Raw genomic sequence first — 17129 nt, 5'->3', positions numbered from 1 at the left:
AAGCGCCCCGGACTCCCGGTGATCACTTGCTGTTTGCTCGTTCTATCTTTCATTCTAGAACACTTGACCATGATTGCCGTCTAAACTTCGCTATCATTTCACAAACGGAAACAGTAGCTTCTGGTTTTCAGGCCACAGCATATTATTCAGATCAATCAACTTCGTATCCGTTGGAATGCGATCCTCCAGCTTCTCGCCGCGGGCCGACTGGACAGCGGCAACAACCGCCATGTATCCATTGTTAAACGGGTTCTGCACGACCATCGCCTGTACCTTCTCCTCCTGCAAGAGTTCAAGCATCTCCGGCGGATTGTCGAAGGCGATCATCTTCACCTTGCCTCCGTATCCAAGCTCGTTAACCGCCCGGCCGGCTCCAATCGAAGATTCGGCGCTTAACGAAACGATGCCGTCCAGATCCGGGAATCGCTTCAGCATATCCGCCGTCAACTTATAGGCGAGGTACTCGTCCGAGCCACAGTATTGAATATCGACGACGTGGACATCGGGAAAGCGGGCGACGTAATCCAGGAATCCTTCCTCGCGCTGGTTTGCGTTACGAGCGCCTTTCGCAAAATTAATAATCCCGATTTCACTCACGGGCCCGGTGAGCTCAACCAACCGTTCGGCTGCCTTCTGGCCAGCCTCATAGTTGTTGGCCCCTACGAAAGTTTTGACCTTGGTGGAAGCGACCTCCGAATCCATTGAAATAACCGGAATGTCGTAATAGGAGGTTCGGTCGGTCACCTGACCCAACGCTTCATAGTCAGAGGCCGCCAGGATAATGGCGTCCGGACGCCGCTCAATCGCCTCTTCCATCAGTCGAATTTGACCGTCGACATCGTTTTCGTTCTCCGGGGCGACAAAATTCAACCGGACATTAAACTCCTTGGCCGCAACCTCCGCTCCCAGCTTGGTCGTCTTCCAATAATCACCGCGATCCATCTTGACGATCATATCCACGTCATAAAATTGCTGATGATCCGCCCCGCTCCCGGGACCACCGCAGGAGGTCAACATCGTAACCAGTGCCCCTGCCATTAACAGGACCCCTGCTCGATAGATGCACTTCGGCTTACGCTTCATGGCTGCATCCCGCCTTGTTCCAGACTATCCGGCTGTACAGCCGGGATCGTAATCGTGACCGTCGTCCCTTCCTCCGGTTCACTTTCGAAATGAAGCCCATAGCCAGGGCCGTAATAGAGCGTGATGCGTTCCTGCACGTTCCGCACCCCCACCCCTGAGCCCCTTTCACTGCGGATGTTTCCGCTGAGGAGCTTTTCCACCGTATCCGAGGTCATTCCAATACCGTTGTCTCGGATCCGGAAGATCAGGTTATCCCCTTCCAAACGAGCCTCGATATCAATAAATCCTTCCTCGGCCGATTTTTCGATCCCATGATGAATGGCATTTTCGACAAGCGGCTGCAAGATCAGCTTTAGGGTTGAGCATTTCAACGCAGCTTCATCCGCCCGAATCTCATAACGGAACTTGTTCTTGAACCGGATCGTTTGAATGATTAAGTAATGCCGGACGTGTTCCAACTCGTCCTGCACGCTGATGATATGTTTCCCCTTACTCAAGCTGATCCGGAAAAACCGCGACAAGGACGTAATCGTCGTGACAACCTCCTCGTTCCGTCCCAGCTCGGCCAGCCGGGTGACCGAATTTAACGTATTATAGAGAAAATGCGGATTGATTTGCGATTGCAATACATCCAGCTCACTCTTGCGTTTGGCTTCCTGCTCCTGAATGATCTGATCCATCAGCTCACGGATTCGGCGCAGCATCAAGTTAAACCGTTTAGACAACTGCTCGACCTCATACGCCCCGCTAACATAGACATTCGTCCCGAAATCTCCGCGTTCCACCATTTGAACCGAACGTTCAAGCTTGCGAATCGGCTGCGAAATCCGGGCCGAAACATAAATGCTAACGAACAGAATGATGGCGATAGCCAGAGGCAAAAACCAGGACAGAAAGTCGCCAACCTCCCGTTTCGTCGTCAAAAATTCATCCGCATAAGCCACCCCAACGATTTTCCAGCCAGCCGGCTTTACCGTCTGAATCGTGATAATCCGCGGCTCCCCTTCCAACTCATCGGAAAAACGGCCATACGAATAATTCAGCACCGGCTCCAGATTTTCATATTTCAACCCGGCATAAATGAGCTGTTGCTGCGGATGGTAGACGATATTTCCCACGGCGTCGATGATGTACACGTACCCTTTCTTGCCCAAGCTGATCCGACCGCTCAGCTCGTCGATGGTACGGAAGTTGATATCAATCACCAATACGCCTTGCTTCAATTCACCTTGATCCCGGTAGTTCACGGTTTTGCTCATGGATACGACCCAGCGGTACTGCCATTTGAACAGGTTCTGAATGTGCGGCGGAGTAAATTGCAGCTTCCCGGGATTCTGAACCGCCGATTCGAACCATAATTGCTCCTGGAGCCTTGTGTTTTGCCGCATGGGCAACCTTGGCACATTGCGCACCAGCTTCCCATCCTCGGTAAACAACGCCATGGAGACCAGATCCTCCCGAGTACTGAGTACGGTCTGCAGCTGCTCCCCTAGCTGATCGTTGGTGGGCAAGTAGGGAGCAACGGAGATTTTCAGCTCCACGAGGTCAAAAATATCCTGCATCCCGCTGACATATAGCTCCAGGTTGGAATGAACCTGTTCAATAATTTGCTCCAGGCTTAAGTAAGCGTTCTCTTCCGCAGCCTTAGAGAAGCGGTTGTACAGCAACGTTGTGACTAATACAACCGCCAATACGGTAACGGTAATCGAAGATAGAGAAATGAGCACCTGAATATTACGAATATGAAACCCTTGAAACAGACGTTTGAACCAACGCCACAACTTCATGAGCTTCTCGCTCCGATACGATATTCTTTCGGGGAAATGCCAAATTTCTTGCGGAAGCAGAAGCTGAAATAGTTCGGATCGGCAAACCCTACGCGCTCGGCGATCTCAAAAGCTTTCAGATCCGTTGTGACCAGCAAATCTTGAGCGGCATCCATCCGAACGCCCATCAAGTAATTGACAAAGGTCGTCTTCGTTTCTTTTTTGAAAATGTTACTGAAATACCCGGTACTGATATGAAGATGCTGACATACCTTAGCGATGGAGATATCGTGGTCACCATAATGCGCCTTGATATATTCCTTCGCCTCATCCACCAGCTTGTTATAACTGGATTGCCGATCTGTGGCGATGGATTGCTTCAGCTTCATGCAAATATCCAGGAACCAGGCTTTGGCTTCGTCGGCATGCGAAAATTTAATGAACTGTCCAAGAAACCCTGCCCCATCTCCAAACAATTTTTCGAAGTCAACGCGGATGTCCTTGGCAACCTTGATGACTGCGGTCAGCAGCTCCAGCAAATATACTTGGAAGTCCTGATACGATGCTTTGGTGTCCGTTAATGCCTTAAACAGTTCCTCCAGAAGGTGAACTAACTCCTGGTCACTGCCAACCTTCAAGCAACGCACCAGTTCTTTCTCCTTCATTTCATCCAATGACAACGGGTCCGTTTGCCGTGATTCCACATCCTCAATCCAAATCACTTTGTTTCCCCCGAGGATAACGCGGTAATCGAGCGCCTTTACCGCCTCTTCATAGGACCCGGCAAGCTCGCTTAATTGTCCTACCTCAGAACCGGCGCCAATCGTCACCGACAACTTGAGGAAGCGTTCCACGCTAAACCGGATTTCATCTAACAGTCGCAGCGTTTGGTCCGCAAGCGGCTTGTCCGATCCAGGTTCCCCTACGCTGAGCACCACGACCTCGTCATGATGGATGAATGCTCTGCATTTCGGATGGAGACTAGCAATTTCCTCCGCAATGTTAAAGACAGCAAAAAGCTGCAGCTGAGTGTCATTCGTATCTTTCAGAGACAACGTCGTACTTTTACCCGATGCTTCACTTTCGTCTAGTCCCCGCCGAGCTGGCACGGAATCGATGCGAATAGCAGACACCATATATCGATCCCCGCTGAGGTCCAGATCGTAATGCTCACATTTTTCATGAATTTCCGCTTCTTGCAGCCGCCGGGATACGAGCGAAGACAAAAATAGACTTTGCAGGATCGGCAGATTTTTGCGGTAGTGCTCGGTCAGCAGCTGCACATTTTCCTTCGCAGCCATTTCCTCGTCGAGCTGCAGCTTCACCTTACGTAAAATTTCGGCCAATTCTCTAGCTGAAAACGGTTTCAAAATATATTCATCGATTCCCAGTCGGATGGCCTTCTGTGCATATTCAAATTCCTCGTACCCGGTTAAAATGATGATCTTCGTTGCCGGATACCGTTCACGGATCCACTCGGAAAGCTGCAAGCCATTCATAAACGGCATTTGAATATCCGTCACCACAACGTCCGGCGCATGCTTCTCCACGAGCTCAACTGCTTCTTTGCCGTTCTCCGCCGTCTCTAGGACGACATAACCGAGACCTTCCCAATCGATTAGGCCCAATAGGCCTTCGCGCACATCTTCTTCGTCATCGGCTAAGATCAATTTATACATCGATGGACCATCCTCTTCCATGCCCTGATTTCCCCCCGATTTTAACGTATCGGTCCGCAAAAGTAAATTACGGATCATGCGGATCGGCGAGAAGGAACCAAGACCTTAGTCTAGTTTGTTTTCCGCCTTCGGTCCGTTTTGGGATTCCCATAATCCTAGTACCATGTTAATATCCAATGGAACTATCATCAACAGTAAATGGTGGTCGAAATGATGAACAATGAGAAGAAAATCTATGTTCTGCTAAGCAATCCAACAACCCTGGTGGCCAAAATGATCGGCCTCTATACGAGAGCACCCTACAATCATGCCTCGATCGCGTTTGATCCCGAACTGCGAGAGGTCTATAGCTTCGGTCGGAAACACCCCCTCATTCCGATCTTTGGCGGTTTCGTCAGAGAGGACATTCATTCCGGGGTATTCGAGAAAGCAACCTGCGCTGTATACAGCTGCAAGGTTAGCGCGGAGAATTACATGCGCATGCGCAACTTCGTGAAAACCTTTGAGGATAACGACGAGCTTTACACCTATAATTTCTTGGGACTCTTAGGGATCATTTTAAATATGGAGCTTGGCGGAGAAAACTCTTACTTCTGTTCTCAGTTCGTCAGCCGGGTCTTCCAAGAAGCCGGCGTTAACCTTCTGGAGAAATCCGCGGGATTAACAACCCCATCCGATCTATGCCGCTGTCCGCATCTCCAACTCGAGTTCCGCGGACGCCTCGAATCCTACCGAGAGCAATACTGTTATTCCCGCCGCACGGCAGCCGCATACGAGCAGAGCCGGTATTATGCGGCAAATTAAGTAGCGCTGATTAAGTAAACAAAAACCACGTAGTCCCTGCTACGTGGTTAATTTGAATACGGAAGTTCATTTGTCGTTTGTTAATAGGATTCAATGGGATAATCGTGCAAAAGTGTCCGGACAACGATAGGATCATCCTGCCGCAGGCTTAAGCCAAATAAGCTTCCTTCACCTGCTCGTTGGCGAGCAATACCCCCGCTTCGTCCTCCATCATGATTTCTCCGGTTTGCATCACATAACCGCGGTGCGCAATTTGCAGCGCTTGAAAAGCGTTTTGCTCGACGAGCAGCACCGTCATCCCCTCGCGGTTCAACTGCTGGATCATCTCAAAAATTTGCTCGACGATAATCGGAGCAAGTCCCATCGACGGTTCGTCCAACAGCAATATTTTCGGTTGCATCATCATGGCCCGGCCGATGGCCAGCATTTGCTGCTCGCCGCCGCTCATCGTCCCGCCCGTTTGCGTCATCCGTTCTCTGAGACGCGGGAAGTGGTCGAACACCCGCTCCATCCGCTGCTTGATCACCTTCTTGTCTCGCACGGAAAAAGCGCCCATTTCTAGGTTCTCCTTCACCGTCAAACGCGGGAAGATCCGCCGTCCTTCCGGCACATGTGCGATTCCCGCCAACGCCGCTTGATGCGGAGGCAAGTTGGACATCTCCGTGCCGCTAAAGCGAATGGTGCCGGTTGTGTTGACCTGACCACAAATCGCTTTGAGCGTCGTGGACTTCCCGGCTCCGTTGGAGCCGATCAACGAAACGATTTCCCCTTCTTCTACGGTTATGGATATACCTTTTAACGCTTCAATTGCCCCATAATAGGCGTGGACATCTTTCAACTCCAGCAAGCTCATGATATCACCTCGACTTGAACGGCATTGCCGCCTTGAACCGCGCTTTTGCCCAAGTATGCTTCAATCACTTTAGGGTGGGACCGAATATGATCCGGCCCACCTTCCGCAATTTTCGTTCCGTAATCAAGCACCAGGATATGCTCGGACAACTCCATCACCAGCTTCATGTCATGCTCGATCAGAATAATCGTCATCCCCGTTTCCTCCTGGATGCGTCGGATCAAGCTGATCAGCTCTGTTGTCTCGCGCGGGTTCATCCCGGCAGCCGGTTCGTCCAAGAGCAGCACCTTGGGTCTCGCCGCCAGAGCCCGGGCGATTTCGAGCCGTCGCTGCGCACCGTATGGCAGACTCGCCGCCTGTTCGTTCAACAGCTCTTGCAGCCCGACGAACTCCAGCAAGCGGTACGCCTCCTGATGCACCTGTTCCTCCTCGTGTCTGGCTCGAGGCAGTGAGAGCAATGTCCCGAAAATGCCTGTCTTCAGATGGGTATGCATCCCCACCATCACGTTTTCCAACACGGTCATACTGCCAAACAACCGAATATTTTGGAACGTCCGAGCGATACCTAGACTGACGATTTGGTGGGGCTTAACGCCAACAATAGATGCACCGTCCAACTCGATTGTGCCCTCGTCCGGGGTATAAATGCCGGTGATCATATTGAAAAAAGTCGTTTTCCCAGCGCCGTTCGGACCGATGACAGCGGATATTTTACCGCGGGGAAACGCGAAGTCAACGCCTCCAACCGCCGTCAGTCCGCCAAAGCGCTTCACCAGCTTGCTTACCTTCAGAATCGTCGTCATTGGCTCACACCTCCGCTTTGTTGATTGGCAGGCGGTAAAGTGGATAACGTATTGCCGGAACGCTGCGCCTTAAGCTTCGCGGCATCTACCTTCTTGTTCTTGGCGGCGATCAAGCCGTTCGGCCTGAAGATGGCAACGAGCAACAGGATTACACCAAAGATCAGGCGTTGCATCTTGGAAGGCGAGATTGAACTGGGAAGCTCGATTACTCCCTGCAGCGTCAACTGGTTTAGCCAGTTGGTGAGTTCCGTCAGCACCTGCAAATTCAAAATGGTGACCAACGCTGCGCCAAGAATAACACCAGGCACGCTGCCCATGCCGCCTAGCAGTACCATCACCAGAATCGTGATCGATTCAAGCAGGGTAAAGCTTGTCGGATCGATAAACGTCTGCTTCGCAGCAAACACCACGCCCATCATGCCAGAAAAGGAAGCGCCAATCGCAAAAGCCGTCAGTTTGGTGCGGATGAGCGGAATGCCCATCGATTGTGCAGCAATCTCGTTCTCCCGTATCGCTTTCCACGCCCGTCCCAACCGGGAATGCTCCAGCCGTTTCACACCGAAAATGACGATCGCCAATATAAAAAGGACGATAAAATAGAACTGGTTCGGAAACGTAAAGGAGAGACCAAACAAATTCGGCGGTTGTATTGAGGACAACCCCATCGCCCCGTTCGTAATATTCACCGGTTTATCCAAGTTGTTAAAGATAATCCGGATAATCTCCCCGAACCCCAGCGTAACGATCGCCAGGTAGTCGCCCTTGACCCGAAGTACCGGCAAACCAAGTAGCAGTCCAAACAGGGCTGCCATAAAGCCGCCAAGCACGATAAAAATCCAAAACGCGCCTCCAGGCAGCGGAAACAACTGGCCGGAGATGAATTCGTTGGCCTGCGGCGTGGCAAAAATGGCGTACGTATAAGCACCTACCGCGAAGAATGCAACAAATCCAAGGTCAAGCAGGCCGGCGAATCCGACGACGATGTTTAACCCTAACGCCATCGCAATGTAAATGCCGCACTGCGTCGCCACCTCCATATACGATTGATGAGCCGGGCCGCCGGAAGTAGCGAACGGAATAACTACCAGCAGCAGCATCGCACCAACCGCCCATTTAATCGAGGTTCGGAAGGTCGTTAAGTATAGCAGCAGCAAGGAGCCGAGCAAGAGCAGGAAGGCGATGACCGATTTATTCGAAAAATATACGCTTGCCGCTGTAACAAAGACAAACAGTGTCAATAACAAGGCTTGGGCAAGCTGGCTTTGGCCCAGCCAGAGCTTCAGTTTGTTCATAGCCGATCACCTACACTTTCTCTTTCACGGCTTTGCCGAATAACCCTTCCGGCTTGAAAATGAGTACCGCAATCAGGATCAGAAACGCGACAACGTCTTTATACTCCCCGCCCAGCGCACCGCCTGTGATGACAGACAGGTTCGCGGACGAGAACATTTCCAACACACCAATGAACAATCCGCCAAACATCGCGCCGCGGATATTGCCGATACCGCCAAGCACCGCTGCCGTAAAGGCCTTCATCCCCAAGATAAAGCCGATATAGGGATCGATGGTACCATACTGCTGGGCGAACAGAACGCCCGTCCCGCCGCCTAGCGCCGATCCGATAAAGAAGGTCAGCGCAATGACCTTGTTGACATTAATGGACATCAACGACGCCGTCTCCCGGTCCTGGGCAACCGCCCGCATCGCGGTTCCCCACTTGGTGCGGTTGACGAAAAAGTCAAGCCCCGCCATCAATACGACGGCCACCGCCACCACAATGATGGTATTGGTCTTCAGAAAGGCATCGTCAAACCCGCTCCATAAAGAGGATGCGCCCAGCTTCAGGTTTTCTCCGTAAAGTGAAATGCCGGTAACGATAAAATTCCCGGTACGGAGATCCGCGATAAAGCGGACAATATCCTGTAATAGAAAGGACACCCCGATCGCTGAGATCAATGAGATCAGCTTGGGAGCCCGGCGGAGCGGGCGATAAGCCACCCGTTCGATCCCGATCCCCAGCAACCCGGTTGACAACATCGCCATCGCTAGGATCAAAAAATAAGTAACGGCAGCGGGCAACCCGCCGAGCCAACCGGCCGAATTCATCGTCAACAAGGCTGCGGTGCCGACAAATGCACCGGTCATAAAGATTTCTCCATGCGCGAAATTAATAAATTCGAGAATGCCGTATACCATCGTATAGCCGATGGCCACTACCGCGTAGACCGCACCTAACGTTAATCCGTCCACCAAAACCTGGGGGAGTGTTTGCAGGATCATATCCATTTGTCCTTACCCCTTCTGCGTTATTGCCGTTCGTCCAATTACTTCGGCTGTTCGATTTCGGATACCATCGTGCCAGGATAAGTTGGTGAATCGAATTTATAAATGAAGACCTTGGCGTATTCGTTATCGCCTTTGTCGTCAAAGCTGACCTTCGTAGCAATCCCGTCGAAATCAGTGGTCGCCCGGACCGCATCGCGGACTTGCTCACGGGTCGGCAGCTTGCCGCTATTGTCCTCAATCGCTTTTTTCACCGCGTTCAAAATAATGTTCATCGAATCATAGGCATAAGCGGAGTAGTTCTCCACGGATTTGCCAAACTTCGCTTCGTATTTCTCCGCCCAGTCCTTGTTGGATTTCGTAACGTCCGTAGATACCGAGCTGTAAGCGACTTCCGTCAACTTATCGCCAGCGATGTCCACCATCCCCGAGGAATCCAGCGCATCCCCACCCATGATCGGCACCGTGATGCCCTTCTCACGAGCCTGTTTAACAATCAATCCAGCCTCGGCATACATCCCCCCGAAGAAGATAAAGTCCGGTTTCTTGCTCAGCACTTGGTTCAGAACACCGTTAAAGTCTTTTTCACCTACCGTGATCCCTTCGTACCCGGCGATCGTCGCTCCCAGCTCTTCAGCGGAGCTGCGGAAAGCATCGGCCAACCCTTGGCCGTAAGCAGTTTTATCTTGGATAACGAAAATATTTTTCGCCCCGACCGTCTTCACGGCATATTCGGCACCCGCCGGTCCCTGGAAGTCGTCGCGAGCGACAATCCGGTTCGCAATCTTCAGCTTCCGGTCTGTAAAGTCCGTTGCCGTACTAGCCGGCGAAACCATCGGAATATTGTATTTCTCATAAACAACCGAGCTCGGAATCGATACTCCGGAGTTCAAATGTCCAAGCACCGCCAATACCGCTTGATCCGCGCCGATCAATTCAGCGTTGGCGACACCTTTCTTCGAATCGCCTTGGTCATCGTAAGGAACGAATTGCAGATCAAATCCCAGGTCCTTAAATTCAGCCTGACGCTCCTCCAGCGCCATCTGTCCGCCCAGCTTAATCGATTCCCCTTGAATGGCCGAGCCCCCGGACAGCGGAGATTGCGAGGCGATCTTGATGACCGTACCTCCCCCTCCAGAAGCGCTGGTATTTCCAGCCGCCGGTTTTGCCGCGTTGCCGGTCGAATTACACCCCGAGAGCAACCCGATGATGAAACATGCACTAACCAGCCAGGCAATTCTTTTTTTCCCCTTCATACACATCCTCCTCAGATCAATCTTGTTCTAGGGCTTCGCCCCGTTCGTGTTATGTATCAGTCATATTATCTAACATAAATCACTTGCTAGTTCGCGATTTATGTTAGTAATCGTGACATCTGAAATCACCTTACTCCCTTGACTACGTAAAACTACAATTTCCAACTTGATTATCAGTCAATAAAGTAAAATAATTTTACACAGATGTCTTCTCCGTAGAACACAAAAAAGCCCCGCCCTTCTTCAAAGGCGGAGCGCTATCGCTTACAACGCTGTTTAATTTAATTTTCTAAGCTTAGTTCAACGGCTTATTCATTCGGTAGCCGGTGCATCTGAAGCCGCAATGTTCATAGAACGCTTTGGCGGCAAGATGGTTCTCGCGGGCTGTAGATAATACCAGATCTGTGCTGCCCCGTTCACGGGCCCACATCTCCGCCGCTTCGATCAACCGTCTTCCGATCCCTGTGCCGCGGTGTTTCTCATCAACAACCAATGCTGTAATCCGGGTTACCGGTCTACTCATGTCGTGTGTCTGAAGCTGCTTGAGAAAAGCTGTCCCAACGACCACGCCGTCAAGTTCCGCAACCAGGTTGCCTAGCAACAGCTGGCCTTCCAACATCTCTAAACGTTCCTTCAATACACTGGCCGTCATTGGATAACGCAGTTGACGCATTAAAGGAAGCATGTGTGGAACATCGTCGCAACAAGCCTTGCGAATGACCAAAGCCGGAGCTAACGCCTCACTACTCAATTGGACCAAACCACCTTTAATAAATTTGCCGTTTTAGTATCCTACTCTATTTTCCGGCTTTACGGGCAAGATTGCAATAGTTCTAATTAAAAATCTAAATATTTTTCGATAAAAAGTTACAAATAACGGAACTGTGCTTGGACTAAGCCGTAATAGATTCCCTTTCGTTCCATCAATTCCCTGTGGGTACCCATTTCTTTGATCTCACCATGATCCAGCACGATGATGTTATCAGCACTTCGGATGGTGGAGAGCCGGTGAGCTACGATAAACGACGTTCTGCCTTTGAGCAGCACCTTCAAAGCCTCTTGGATCTTCAGCTCCGTTTCCGTATCGATGCTGGCCGTTGCCTCGTCGAGGATCAGGATCCGCGGATTGGCCAGCAACGCCCGGGCAAACGACAGCAGCTGGCGTTGCCCCATGGACAGCACGTTCCCCCGTTCCTCTACTTCCGTATCGTATCCGTTTGGCAGTTTCACAATAAAATCGTGGGCATTTACCGCCTTCGCTGCGGCTTCTACTTCCTCATCCGAAGCCTCCAATCGACCAAAACGGATATTCTCCCGAATCGTTCCAGAGAAAATAAACGTATCCTGAAGCACCACGCCGATTTGACTGCGGAGGCTTTGAACCGTCACGTCGCGGATGTCATGACCATCGATGACAACTGACCCGCCGCTAGGATCATAGAACCGGCTGAGCAGGTTGATGATCGTGCTTTTTCCCGAGCCGGTGTGGCCAACAAGGGCAATCGACTGGCCGGGTTTCACCTCCAGATCGATGCCTTTTAGGGCAGGACGCCCTTTTTCATATTCAAAGACGACGTGGTTAAAGCGGATCTCGCCCGTGATCGCAGGCATCGGTTTGGCTCCTGGCTTATCCGCGATATTTGGCTCCTCATCGATAAACTCGAAGATCCGTTCCGAGGAGGCCATCGCCACCAGCAGCTGGTTGTACATTTGCCCCAAGCGGTTGATCGGGTCCCAGAAGTTACCCACATAGTTGCTGAACGCCACCAACAGACCAATCGTCAGTTCTCCCGACTGAATCAGGTAGACGCCCAGTACAAACAAGACAAATGTGCCGATGCCCCCGGTTATTTCGATCAAGGGGCCAAACGCCTGGTTCATCGCTGACGCTTTATCCCATGACTTCTTGTTGCTCAGGTTCATCGAATCGAAATAGCGCATATTCTCCCGTTCTTGCGTATAAGCCTGAGTGACGCGAATCCCCTGAATCGACTCGTTCAAATGGGAGTTGATCCGCGAGTTCTTCATCCGGACTTCCTGCCAGGCCATCCGGATTCTTTGCCGCAGTTTGGTGGAAATGAGGAACATGATCGGGACGGTAACCATCACCGCCAGCCCAAGCTTCCAGTTGATCAGCAGCAAAATCACGACGATCCCGGCCAGCTGCACACAATCGATCATCAGGTTAACGACCCCGTTGGTAAACAGATCCTGCAGGGAATTGACGTCATTGGTGACCCGCACCAGCACCGAGCCGGCCGGGCGTTTGTCAAAGAAGTTAAATGAGAGCTTCTGAATATGTTTAAACAAGTCGGCGCGCAAATCATAGATGACTCTCTGCCCAATGATATTCGTATACTTAATCCGGTAGACACCGGAAGCCCATTGAATGAGGTACAGAACAAGGACAGAGGCGGTGATGCCGTACAGCAACGATAGGCTGGTCTGTCCGTTCGCCGGGGCGATCGCGCGGTCGATGGCCAAACTGGTCAAATAAGGTACAGCCAACTTTGTCACGGTACCAAGCACTGTCATCGCGATGATCAAAGGCAACATTTGCTTGGCATATGGCTTCATATAAGCAAAGAGCCGACGGAATTGCTGCCAGTCAAACGCTTTATCAATCAGCTCATCGTCCTGATACACAAACCGTTCTTCGATTTTACCTAGGCCGGCATCCTTGCCGGACTTCGATTTCGACCTGGTCGCGGTATAGGTATTCACGCCTCTCCCTCCCCTTCATGCCCGAGGGCTCCAGCCAAATGGTCTGCATATTGGATACGGTATACATCCTGGTATGGACCTGGGATTTTAATTAGTTCCTCATGTTTCCCGCGTTGGATTACCCGTCCTTCGTTTAAGACCAGGATTTCATCGGCATGTCGCAACGAAGAGATCCGATGGGCGATAATAAACGTGGTCCGTCCCCGCATCACTTCTTTGAACCCGGATTGGATCTCCTGCTCAGTCTCCATGTCCACCGCACTGGTGGCATCGTCCAAAATCAGGATTTTAGGATTCTTGAGCAAGGCGCGGGCGATGGCGATCCGCTGCTTCTGACCCCCGGACAATCCCAGTCCCCGTTCCCCTACAACGGTATCGTAACCGTCCGGCAGCTCCATAATAAAATCATGTGCTTTCGCCAGTTGAGCAGCACGAATGATTTCTTCCATCGTGACGTCGGTCATGCCGTAAGCAATATTGTTCTTAATCGATGACGAGAACAGGAATGTCTCCTGAAACACCGTCGCAATTTGGCTGCGCAGACTGCGTACGCTCAGCTCCCGAATGTCTTGGCCATCCAGTAAAATGCAGCCTTTATTCACGTCGTAAGCACGCATCAGCAACTGAATGATCGTCGATTTGCCGGAGCCGGTGCCGCCAAGGAAGCCAATGACGGAGCCGGGCGGGGCATGGAAGTCGATATCTACGACCGCCGGCATTTTGTTCCCGTAAGCAAACGTCACTCGGTCGAACCGGACATCGCCGCGAACCTGATCCGGGTCCAGCTCTACCGCTTGCTCTTTGTCCTTCACATCGATCGGTTGATTAAGAATTTCCAGCACCCGTTCCCCGGACGCTTTAGATTGCGTATAGTTGTTGATATGAAAGCCTAAGCCCCACATCGGACCAATAATAAACCAGATTAAACTAAAGAACGCGACCAGATCGCCGAGCGACATTGAGCCCTTAATCACCAAGGTCCCGCCGACCGAGAGCAGCACCGCAACGCTGATGGAAGCCAGCAGCTCCATGACTGGAAAGAATCGGCTCCACAACGTGGCTGCGAAGATCTGATTATCTTTATAGCGCTCATTGCGAAGCGAGAATTTCTCCACTTCATGCGGCTCCCGGGCGAACGATTTGACGGTACGTACGCCTGTCACGTTCTCTTGAACCGCGGTTGTTAAGGAACTGAGCGCCAGACGCATTTCCTGAAAGGCTGGATGAATTTTAGACTCAAATTTGAGGGCTACGCCAGCCAGGAAAGGGATGGTAATCATCGTGATTAACGTAAGCTGCCAATGAATGGACAGCATGACCGCTGATCCAAATGTGACCATCAAGATCAGATTCAACAGCTGGGCAAAGCCAAACCCTACAAAGTTGCGAATGGCTTCCAAATCCCCCGTCAACCGTGACATTAAATCCCCGGTCTTCGCCGTGTCATAGTAGCGGAACGATAAAAATTGCAGTTTCTCGTAACATGCGTTACGTAACCGATACGCCAAGTAGTTCCCCAGTCTTCCGCCAAAAAAACCGTGCAAGAACTGCAGACACGCCTTCACGGCCACAACCGAAACTGCCGTCGCGGCAAGCCATACGACCTCTCCATAATTCCCCGGCCAAATGACATCATCGATCAGCTTGCGCAGCAGCATCGGGTAAACTAACCCCAGCCCAGTCGCAGCTGCCAAGCATATAATCGACAACACCAAGTAATTCAACTTAGCCTGGTAATACACCCGAAGTTGCCTAAGAACCTCCATGTCTCTCCTCCTACACCCGTTTGTGAACTGTACTTCAAATACCTCTTCACAACCAAACGGTTCCGGACGTCTTAGCAGCTGGATCAGGGAGAGTCGTCTGAACGCCGCGAAACCTGTCACAGCCAGAAAGCATGCGCTTTCAGGGCTTTAGTCCCTTGCAGTTTAACATCATGATTTTTCCGCGGCAAAGCGTAGAAAAGCCTAATATCCGGTAAATTCGAATATTAGGCTTCTATCACGGGTGAAACCCGCCTATTTATCATAAAAAGCTTTCATTTCCTCCACATCCCGCCCGATTTGAGCAAGGATGCTTTTCCAATGCGTCAGCTCCTCCGGAGAGACTTTGGAACCTTGAATACTCTGCTCCCATTCCGTCCATAAACCGCGGAACATTTCAGCGGTTTGCTCCTTCCGCAACGCGATTTCACGCTCATAATGCTCCTGGAAGAAGGTTTCCATCTCGTTAACGATCGCTTTCAGCTTGGCGAGCAGGGGCTCCTCCAGCTTCGCCCGCAGCTGCAAGCGACCGCCGCCTTCAAAGAACGCTTTGGGATTTTTGAAATACGGCCAATAGACTTCCGGCGCCAACGATCCGCTGTCCAGCAAGCCTTCCGGAATCGCCGGCGTATTCCAGCTCGTTTCTGCGCTGGAATAGCTGAGCGGCATATCCAGGGCCGCCTCATTTCGGCGGCACCAGCCTTCGGCTTCCCGGCGTAGCAGCGCCTCCGCTTTGCGCTCCAAGCGAAGCGAGGTAGCAAGCAGCTCCCGCTCCAATTCGCCTGAAACCTGATCCAGCCACCCGCGCAAAGCGACGGTGAAGTTCCGTTTCAGCGAACCGTTATGCTCCTGCAGTAAAGAGGGGTGGAAATATTCCGCAAACAGCTCCAGCGCCTGCAGGCGTACCCGCTGTACGACATGGAACAGCAGCTCGGCGTTCTCCTGGCTCCATTCCCGACCGATATCGACCTGAAGAAACTCGGCAACCGCCTGCTCAAACAGATCCCGGCGGCCACGCAAGGCGGCAAGCTGTTGCTCCGCATTTTCCGCGCTTTGCCCAGCAGCTTCCGTCCATTTGGACAACCGTTCTTGCATCTGCTTCATCATTTCCACCGCGGACGACACCGCCAGATTCCCAAGATCCTGCTCCAGGAACGTCGAGAAGCGTTGCCGGAACAGGGAGAAGCCTGGGTCGTCCGCCGTATTCTCCCGTCTTGCTGCCATCGCTCGCATACTGGATACTGCATATACGTTGGGCTGCTGGATGCCGGCGCTGCGAAGGCCGTCCCTTACATGCTCCACAACAGCCGTCAACTCTTCCTCCGAAGACGCCAGATCGGCGGCATTGACGACAAAGAACATTTTGTCGAGAGCGAAGCTGCCCTTCATTCGTCCCAACTGGCTCAGGAGCTGCTTATCGGCGCGCGAGAACGCGTGGTTGTAATACGTCACAAAGATGATCGCATCGGAATCCTTCATATATTGGAACGTAACCCCTGTATGGCGAGCGTGGATTGAATCGGCCCCCGGGGTATCCACCAGCACGATGCCTTGTTCCGTTAACGGACAACGGTAATAAAAATCGATTTCCGCCACGAAGCAGGCTTTCGTCTCGTCTGCTGCATAGCTGCGGAATTGCTCGGCTTCCACGACCTCCACCTGTCCGAGCCGATCGGCGGTTTCTGCCCAACCGGCAGCGGCGGCCTGCAGGAAGCTGTAATGCGCCCGGCCGGCCGCCGGAATGTCTTCGGGCTTCAAGCGCCGGACCGCCTCCATCCAAGCCGTCTCCTTCCATTCCCCTAAGCCCAGGGCTTGGAAGGAGTAGGCCAAATCTTCGCGGATCGCCTCGGCGCTCTTGAATTTGACGGCGGCCGTGTTATGGCGCTGATCGTCTGCCGGCGCCATCACGCGGATGATCGCCGCGGTGGTCGGATGCGGCGAGACGGGCAACACCGCTTCGCCAAGCAAGGCGCTGGCGAAGGACGATTTGCCGGCGCTGAACGCCCCAAACAGCGCCACGGTGAACACGCCGTCGCGCAGCTCGGCAGCGCGACGGGTCAGCTCCCGCACCCCGGTGCCAAAGGCCGGGTGGGGAGCCAGCCGCTCCGCCGCACC

At 52.2% G+C, this 17129-nt stretch carries 13 protein-coding genes; 1 reads left to right on the top strand and 12 read right to left on the bottom strand.

The window, feature by feature from the left end; all coding sequences use genetic code 11:
• Window positions 1-93 precede the first annotated feature (93 nt).
• From PBA01S_RS05080 to PBA01S_RS05070, 3 genes are read right to left on the bottom strand one after another with little or no spacing between them, the layout of a single operon-like run.
• A complete protein-coding gene (locus PBA01S_RS05080; RefSeq protein WP_016311899.1) occupies window positions 94-1083 on the bottom strand; it encodes a substrate-binding domain-containing protein in 990 nt (329 codons plus the stop codon).
• Window positions 1080-2870 (bottom strand): sensor histidine kinase, encoded by a 1791-nt coding sequence (locus tag PBA01S_RS05075; RefSeq protein ID WP_127575481.1) that lies wholly within the window; start codon window positions 2868-2870, stop codon window positions 1080-1082. Before PBA01S_RS05075 ends, PBA01S_RS05080 begins: the two co-directional genes overlap by 4 nt.
• Window positions 2867-4528 carry a response regulator gene (locus PBA01S_RS05070; RefSeq protein WP_085278285.1) on the bottom strand — a complete coding sequence of 554 codons (1662 nt, stop codon included), beginning with the start codon at window positions 4526-4528 and terminating at the stop codon, window positions 2867-2869. The genes PBA01S_RS05075 and PBA01S_RS05070 overlap by 4 nt, the downstream gene beginning before the upstream one ends.
• 213 nt (window positions 4529-4741) lie before the next feature.
• Between PBA01S_RS05070 and PBA01S_RS05065 the strand changes: the two genes are divergently transcribed.
• Complete coding sequence (locus tag PBA01S_RS05065; RefSeq protein ID WP_016311896.1) at window positions 4742-5332, top strand: C40 family peptidase; 591 nt, start codon at window positions 4742-4744, stop codon at window positions 5330-5332.
• 148 nt (window positions 5333-5480) lie between these two features.
• On the opposite strand, the gene PBA01S_RS05060 is transcribed toward PBA01S_RS05065, so the two are convergent.
• The 9 genes from PBA01S_RS05060 to PBA01S_RS05020 form a co-directional block, all read right to left on the bottom strand.
• Entirely contained in the window at window positions 5481-6185 is a 705-nt protein-coding gene (locus PBA01S_RS05060; RefSeq protein WP_085278226.1) for an ABC transporter ATP-binding protein, read from the bottom strand.
• Window positions 6182-6988 carry an ABC transporter ATP-binding protein gene (locus PBA01S_RS05055; protein WP_127575480.1) on the bottom strand — a complete coding sequence of 269 codons (807 nt, stop codon included), beginning with the start codon at window positions 6986-6988 and terminating at the stop codon, window positions 6182-6184. The genes PBA01S_RS05060 and PBA01S_RS05055 overlap by 4 nt, the downstream gene beginning before the upstream one ends.
• Window positions 6985-8280 (bottom strand): branched-chain amino acid ABC transporter permease, encoded by a 1296-nt coding sequence (locus tag PBA01S_RS05050; protein WP_085169172.1) that lies wholly within the window; start codon window positions 8278-8280, stop codon window positions 6985-6987. Before PBA01S_RS05050 ends, PBA01S_RS05055 begins: the two co-directional genes overlap by 4 nt.
• A gap of 10 nt (window positions 8281-8290) precedes the next feature.
• Window positions 8291-9274 (bottom strand): branched-chain amino acid ABC transporter permease, encoded by a 984-nt coding sequence (locus PBA01S_RS05045; RefSeq protein ID WP_028537677.1) that lies wholly within the window; start codon window positions 9272-9274, stop codon window positions 8291-8293.
• A 38-nt stretch (window positions 9275-9312) separates the two neighbouring features.
• A complete protein-coding gene (locus PBA01S_RS05040; RefSeq protein ID WP_127575479.1) occupies window positions 9313-10527 on the bottom strand; it encodes a branched-chain amino acid ABC transporter substrate-binding protein in 1215 nt (404 codons plus the stop codon).
• A 295-nt stretch (window positions 10528-10822) separates the two neighbouring features.
• Window positions 10823-11278 (bottom strand): GNAT family N-acetyltransferase, encoded by a 456-nt coding sequence (locus tag PBA01S_RS05035; RefSeq protein ID WP_016311890.1) that lies wholly within the window; start codon window positions 11276-11278, stop codon window positions 10823-10825.
• A 116-nt stretch (window positions 11279-11394) separates the two neighbouring features.
• A complete protein-coding gene (locus PBA01S_RS05030; protein ID WP_127575514.1) occupies window positions 11395-13188 on the bottom strand; it encodes an ABC transporter ATP-binding protein in 1794 nt (597 codons plus the stop codon).
• A gap of 59 nt (window positions 13189-13247) precedes the next feature.
• On the bottom strand, window positions 13248-15017 hold the full coding sequence (locus PBA01S_RS05025) for an ABC transporter ATP-binding protein (RefSeq protein ID WP_127575478.1): 1770 nt from the start codon (window positions 15015-15017) through the stop codon (window positions 13248-13250).
• 252 nt (window positions 15018-15269) lie between these two features.
• A partial coding sequence (locus PBA01S_RS05020) for a dynamin family protein (RefSeq protein ID WP_174844463.1) occupies window positions 15270-17129 on the bottom strand: 1860 nt, incomplete at its 5' end.

It is taken from the genome of Paenibacillus barengoltzii NBRC 101215 (genome assembly GCF_004000745.1).
Lineage (GTDB): Bacteria > Bacillota > Bacilli > Paenibacillales > Paenibacillaceae > Fontibacillus > Fontibacillus barengoltzii.
The sequence above is the reverse complement of the archived record's forward strand: the minus strand, read 5'-3'. Positions and strand labels throughout refer to the sequence as shown.

What these genes read in the sequence shown, in the direction of transcription:
- PBA01S_RS05080 (WP_016311899.1), bottom strand. Translation starts at nt 1,083, where the DNA reads ATGAAGCGTAAGCCGAAGTGCATCTATCGAGCAGGGGTCCTGTTAATG.
- PBA01S_RS05025 (WP_127575478.1), bottom strand. Translation starts at nt 15,017, where the DNA reads ATGGAGGTTCTTAGGCAACTTCGGGTGTATTACCAGGCTAAGTTGAAT.
- PBA01S_RS05040 (WP_127575479.1), bottom strand. Translation starts at nt 10,527, where the DNA reads ATGAAGGGGAAAAAAAGAATTGCCTGGCTGGTTAGTGCATGTTTCATC.
- PBA01S_RS05070 (WP_085278285.1), bottom strand. Translation starts at nt 4,528, where the DNA reads ATGTATAAATTGATCTTAGCCGATGACGAAGAAGATGTGCGCGAAGGC.
- PBA01S_RS05045 (WP_028537677.1), bottom strand. Translation starts at nt 9,274, where the DNA reads ATGGATATGATCCTGCAAACACTCCCCCAGGTTTTGGTGGACGGATTA.
- PBA01S_RS05075 (WP_127575481.1), bottom strand. Translation starts at nt 2,870, where the DNA reads ATGAAGTTGTGGCGTTGGTTCAAACGTCTGTTTCAAGGGTTTCATATT.
- PBA01S_RS05065 (WP_016311896.1), top strand. Translation starts at nt 4,742, where the DNA reads ATGAACAATGAGAAGAAAATCTATGTTCTGCTAAGCAATCCAACAACC.
- PBA01S_RS05050 (WP_085169172.1), bottom strand. Translation starts at nt 8,280, where the DNA reads ATGAACAAACTGAAGCTCTGGCTGGGCCAAAGCCAGCTTGCCCAAGCC.
- PBA01S_RS05055 (WP_127575480.1), bottom strand. Translation starts at nt 6,988, where the DNA reads ATGACGACGATTCTGAAGGTAAGCAAGCTGGTGAAGCGCTTTGGCGGA.
- PBA01S_RS05060 (WP_085278226.1), bottom strand. Translation starts at nt 6,185, where the DNA reads ATGAGCTTGCTGGAGTTGAAAGATGTCCACGCCTATTATGGGGCAATT.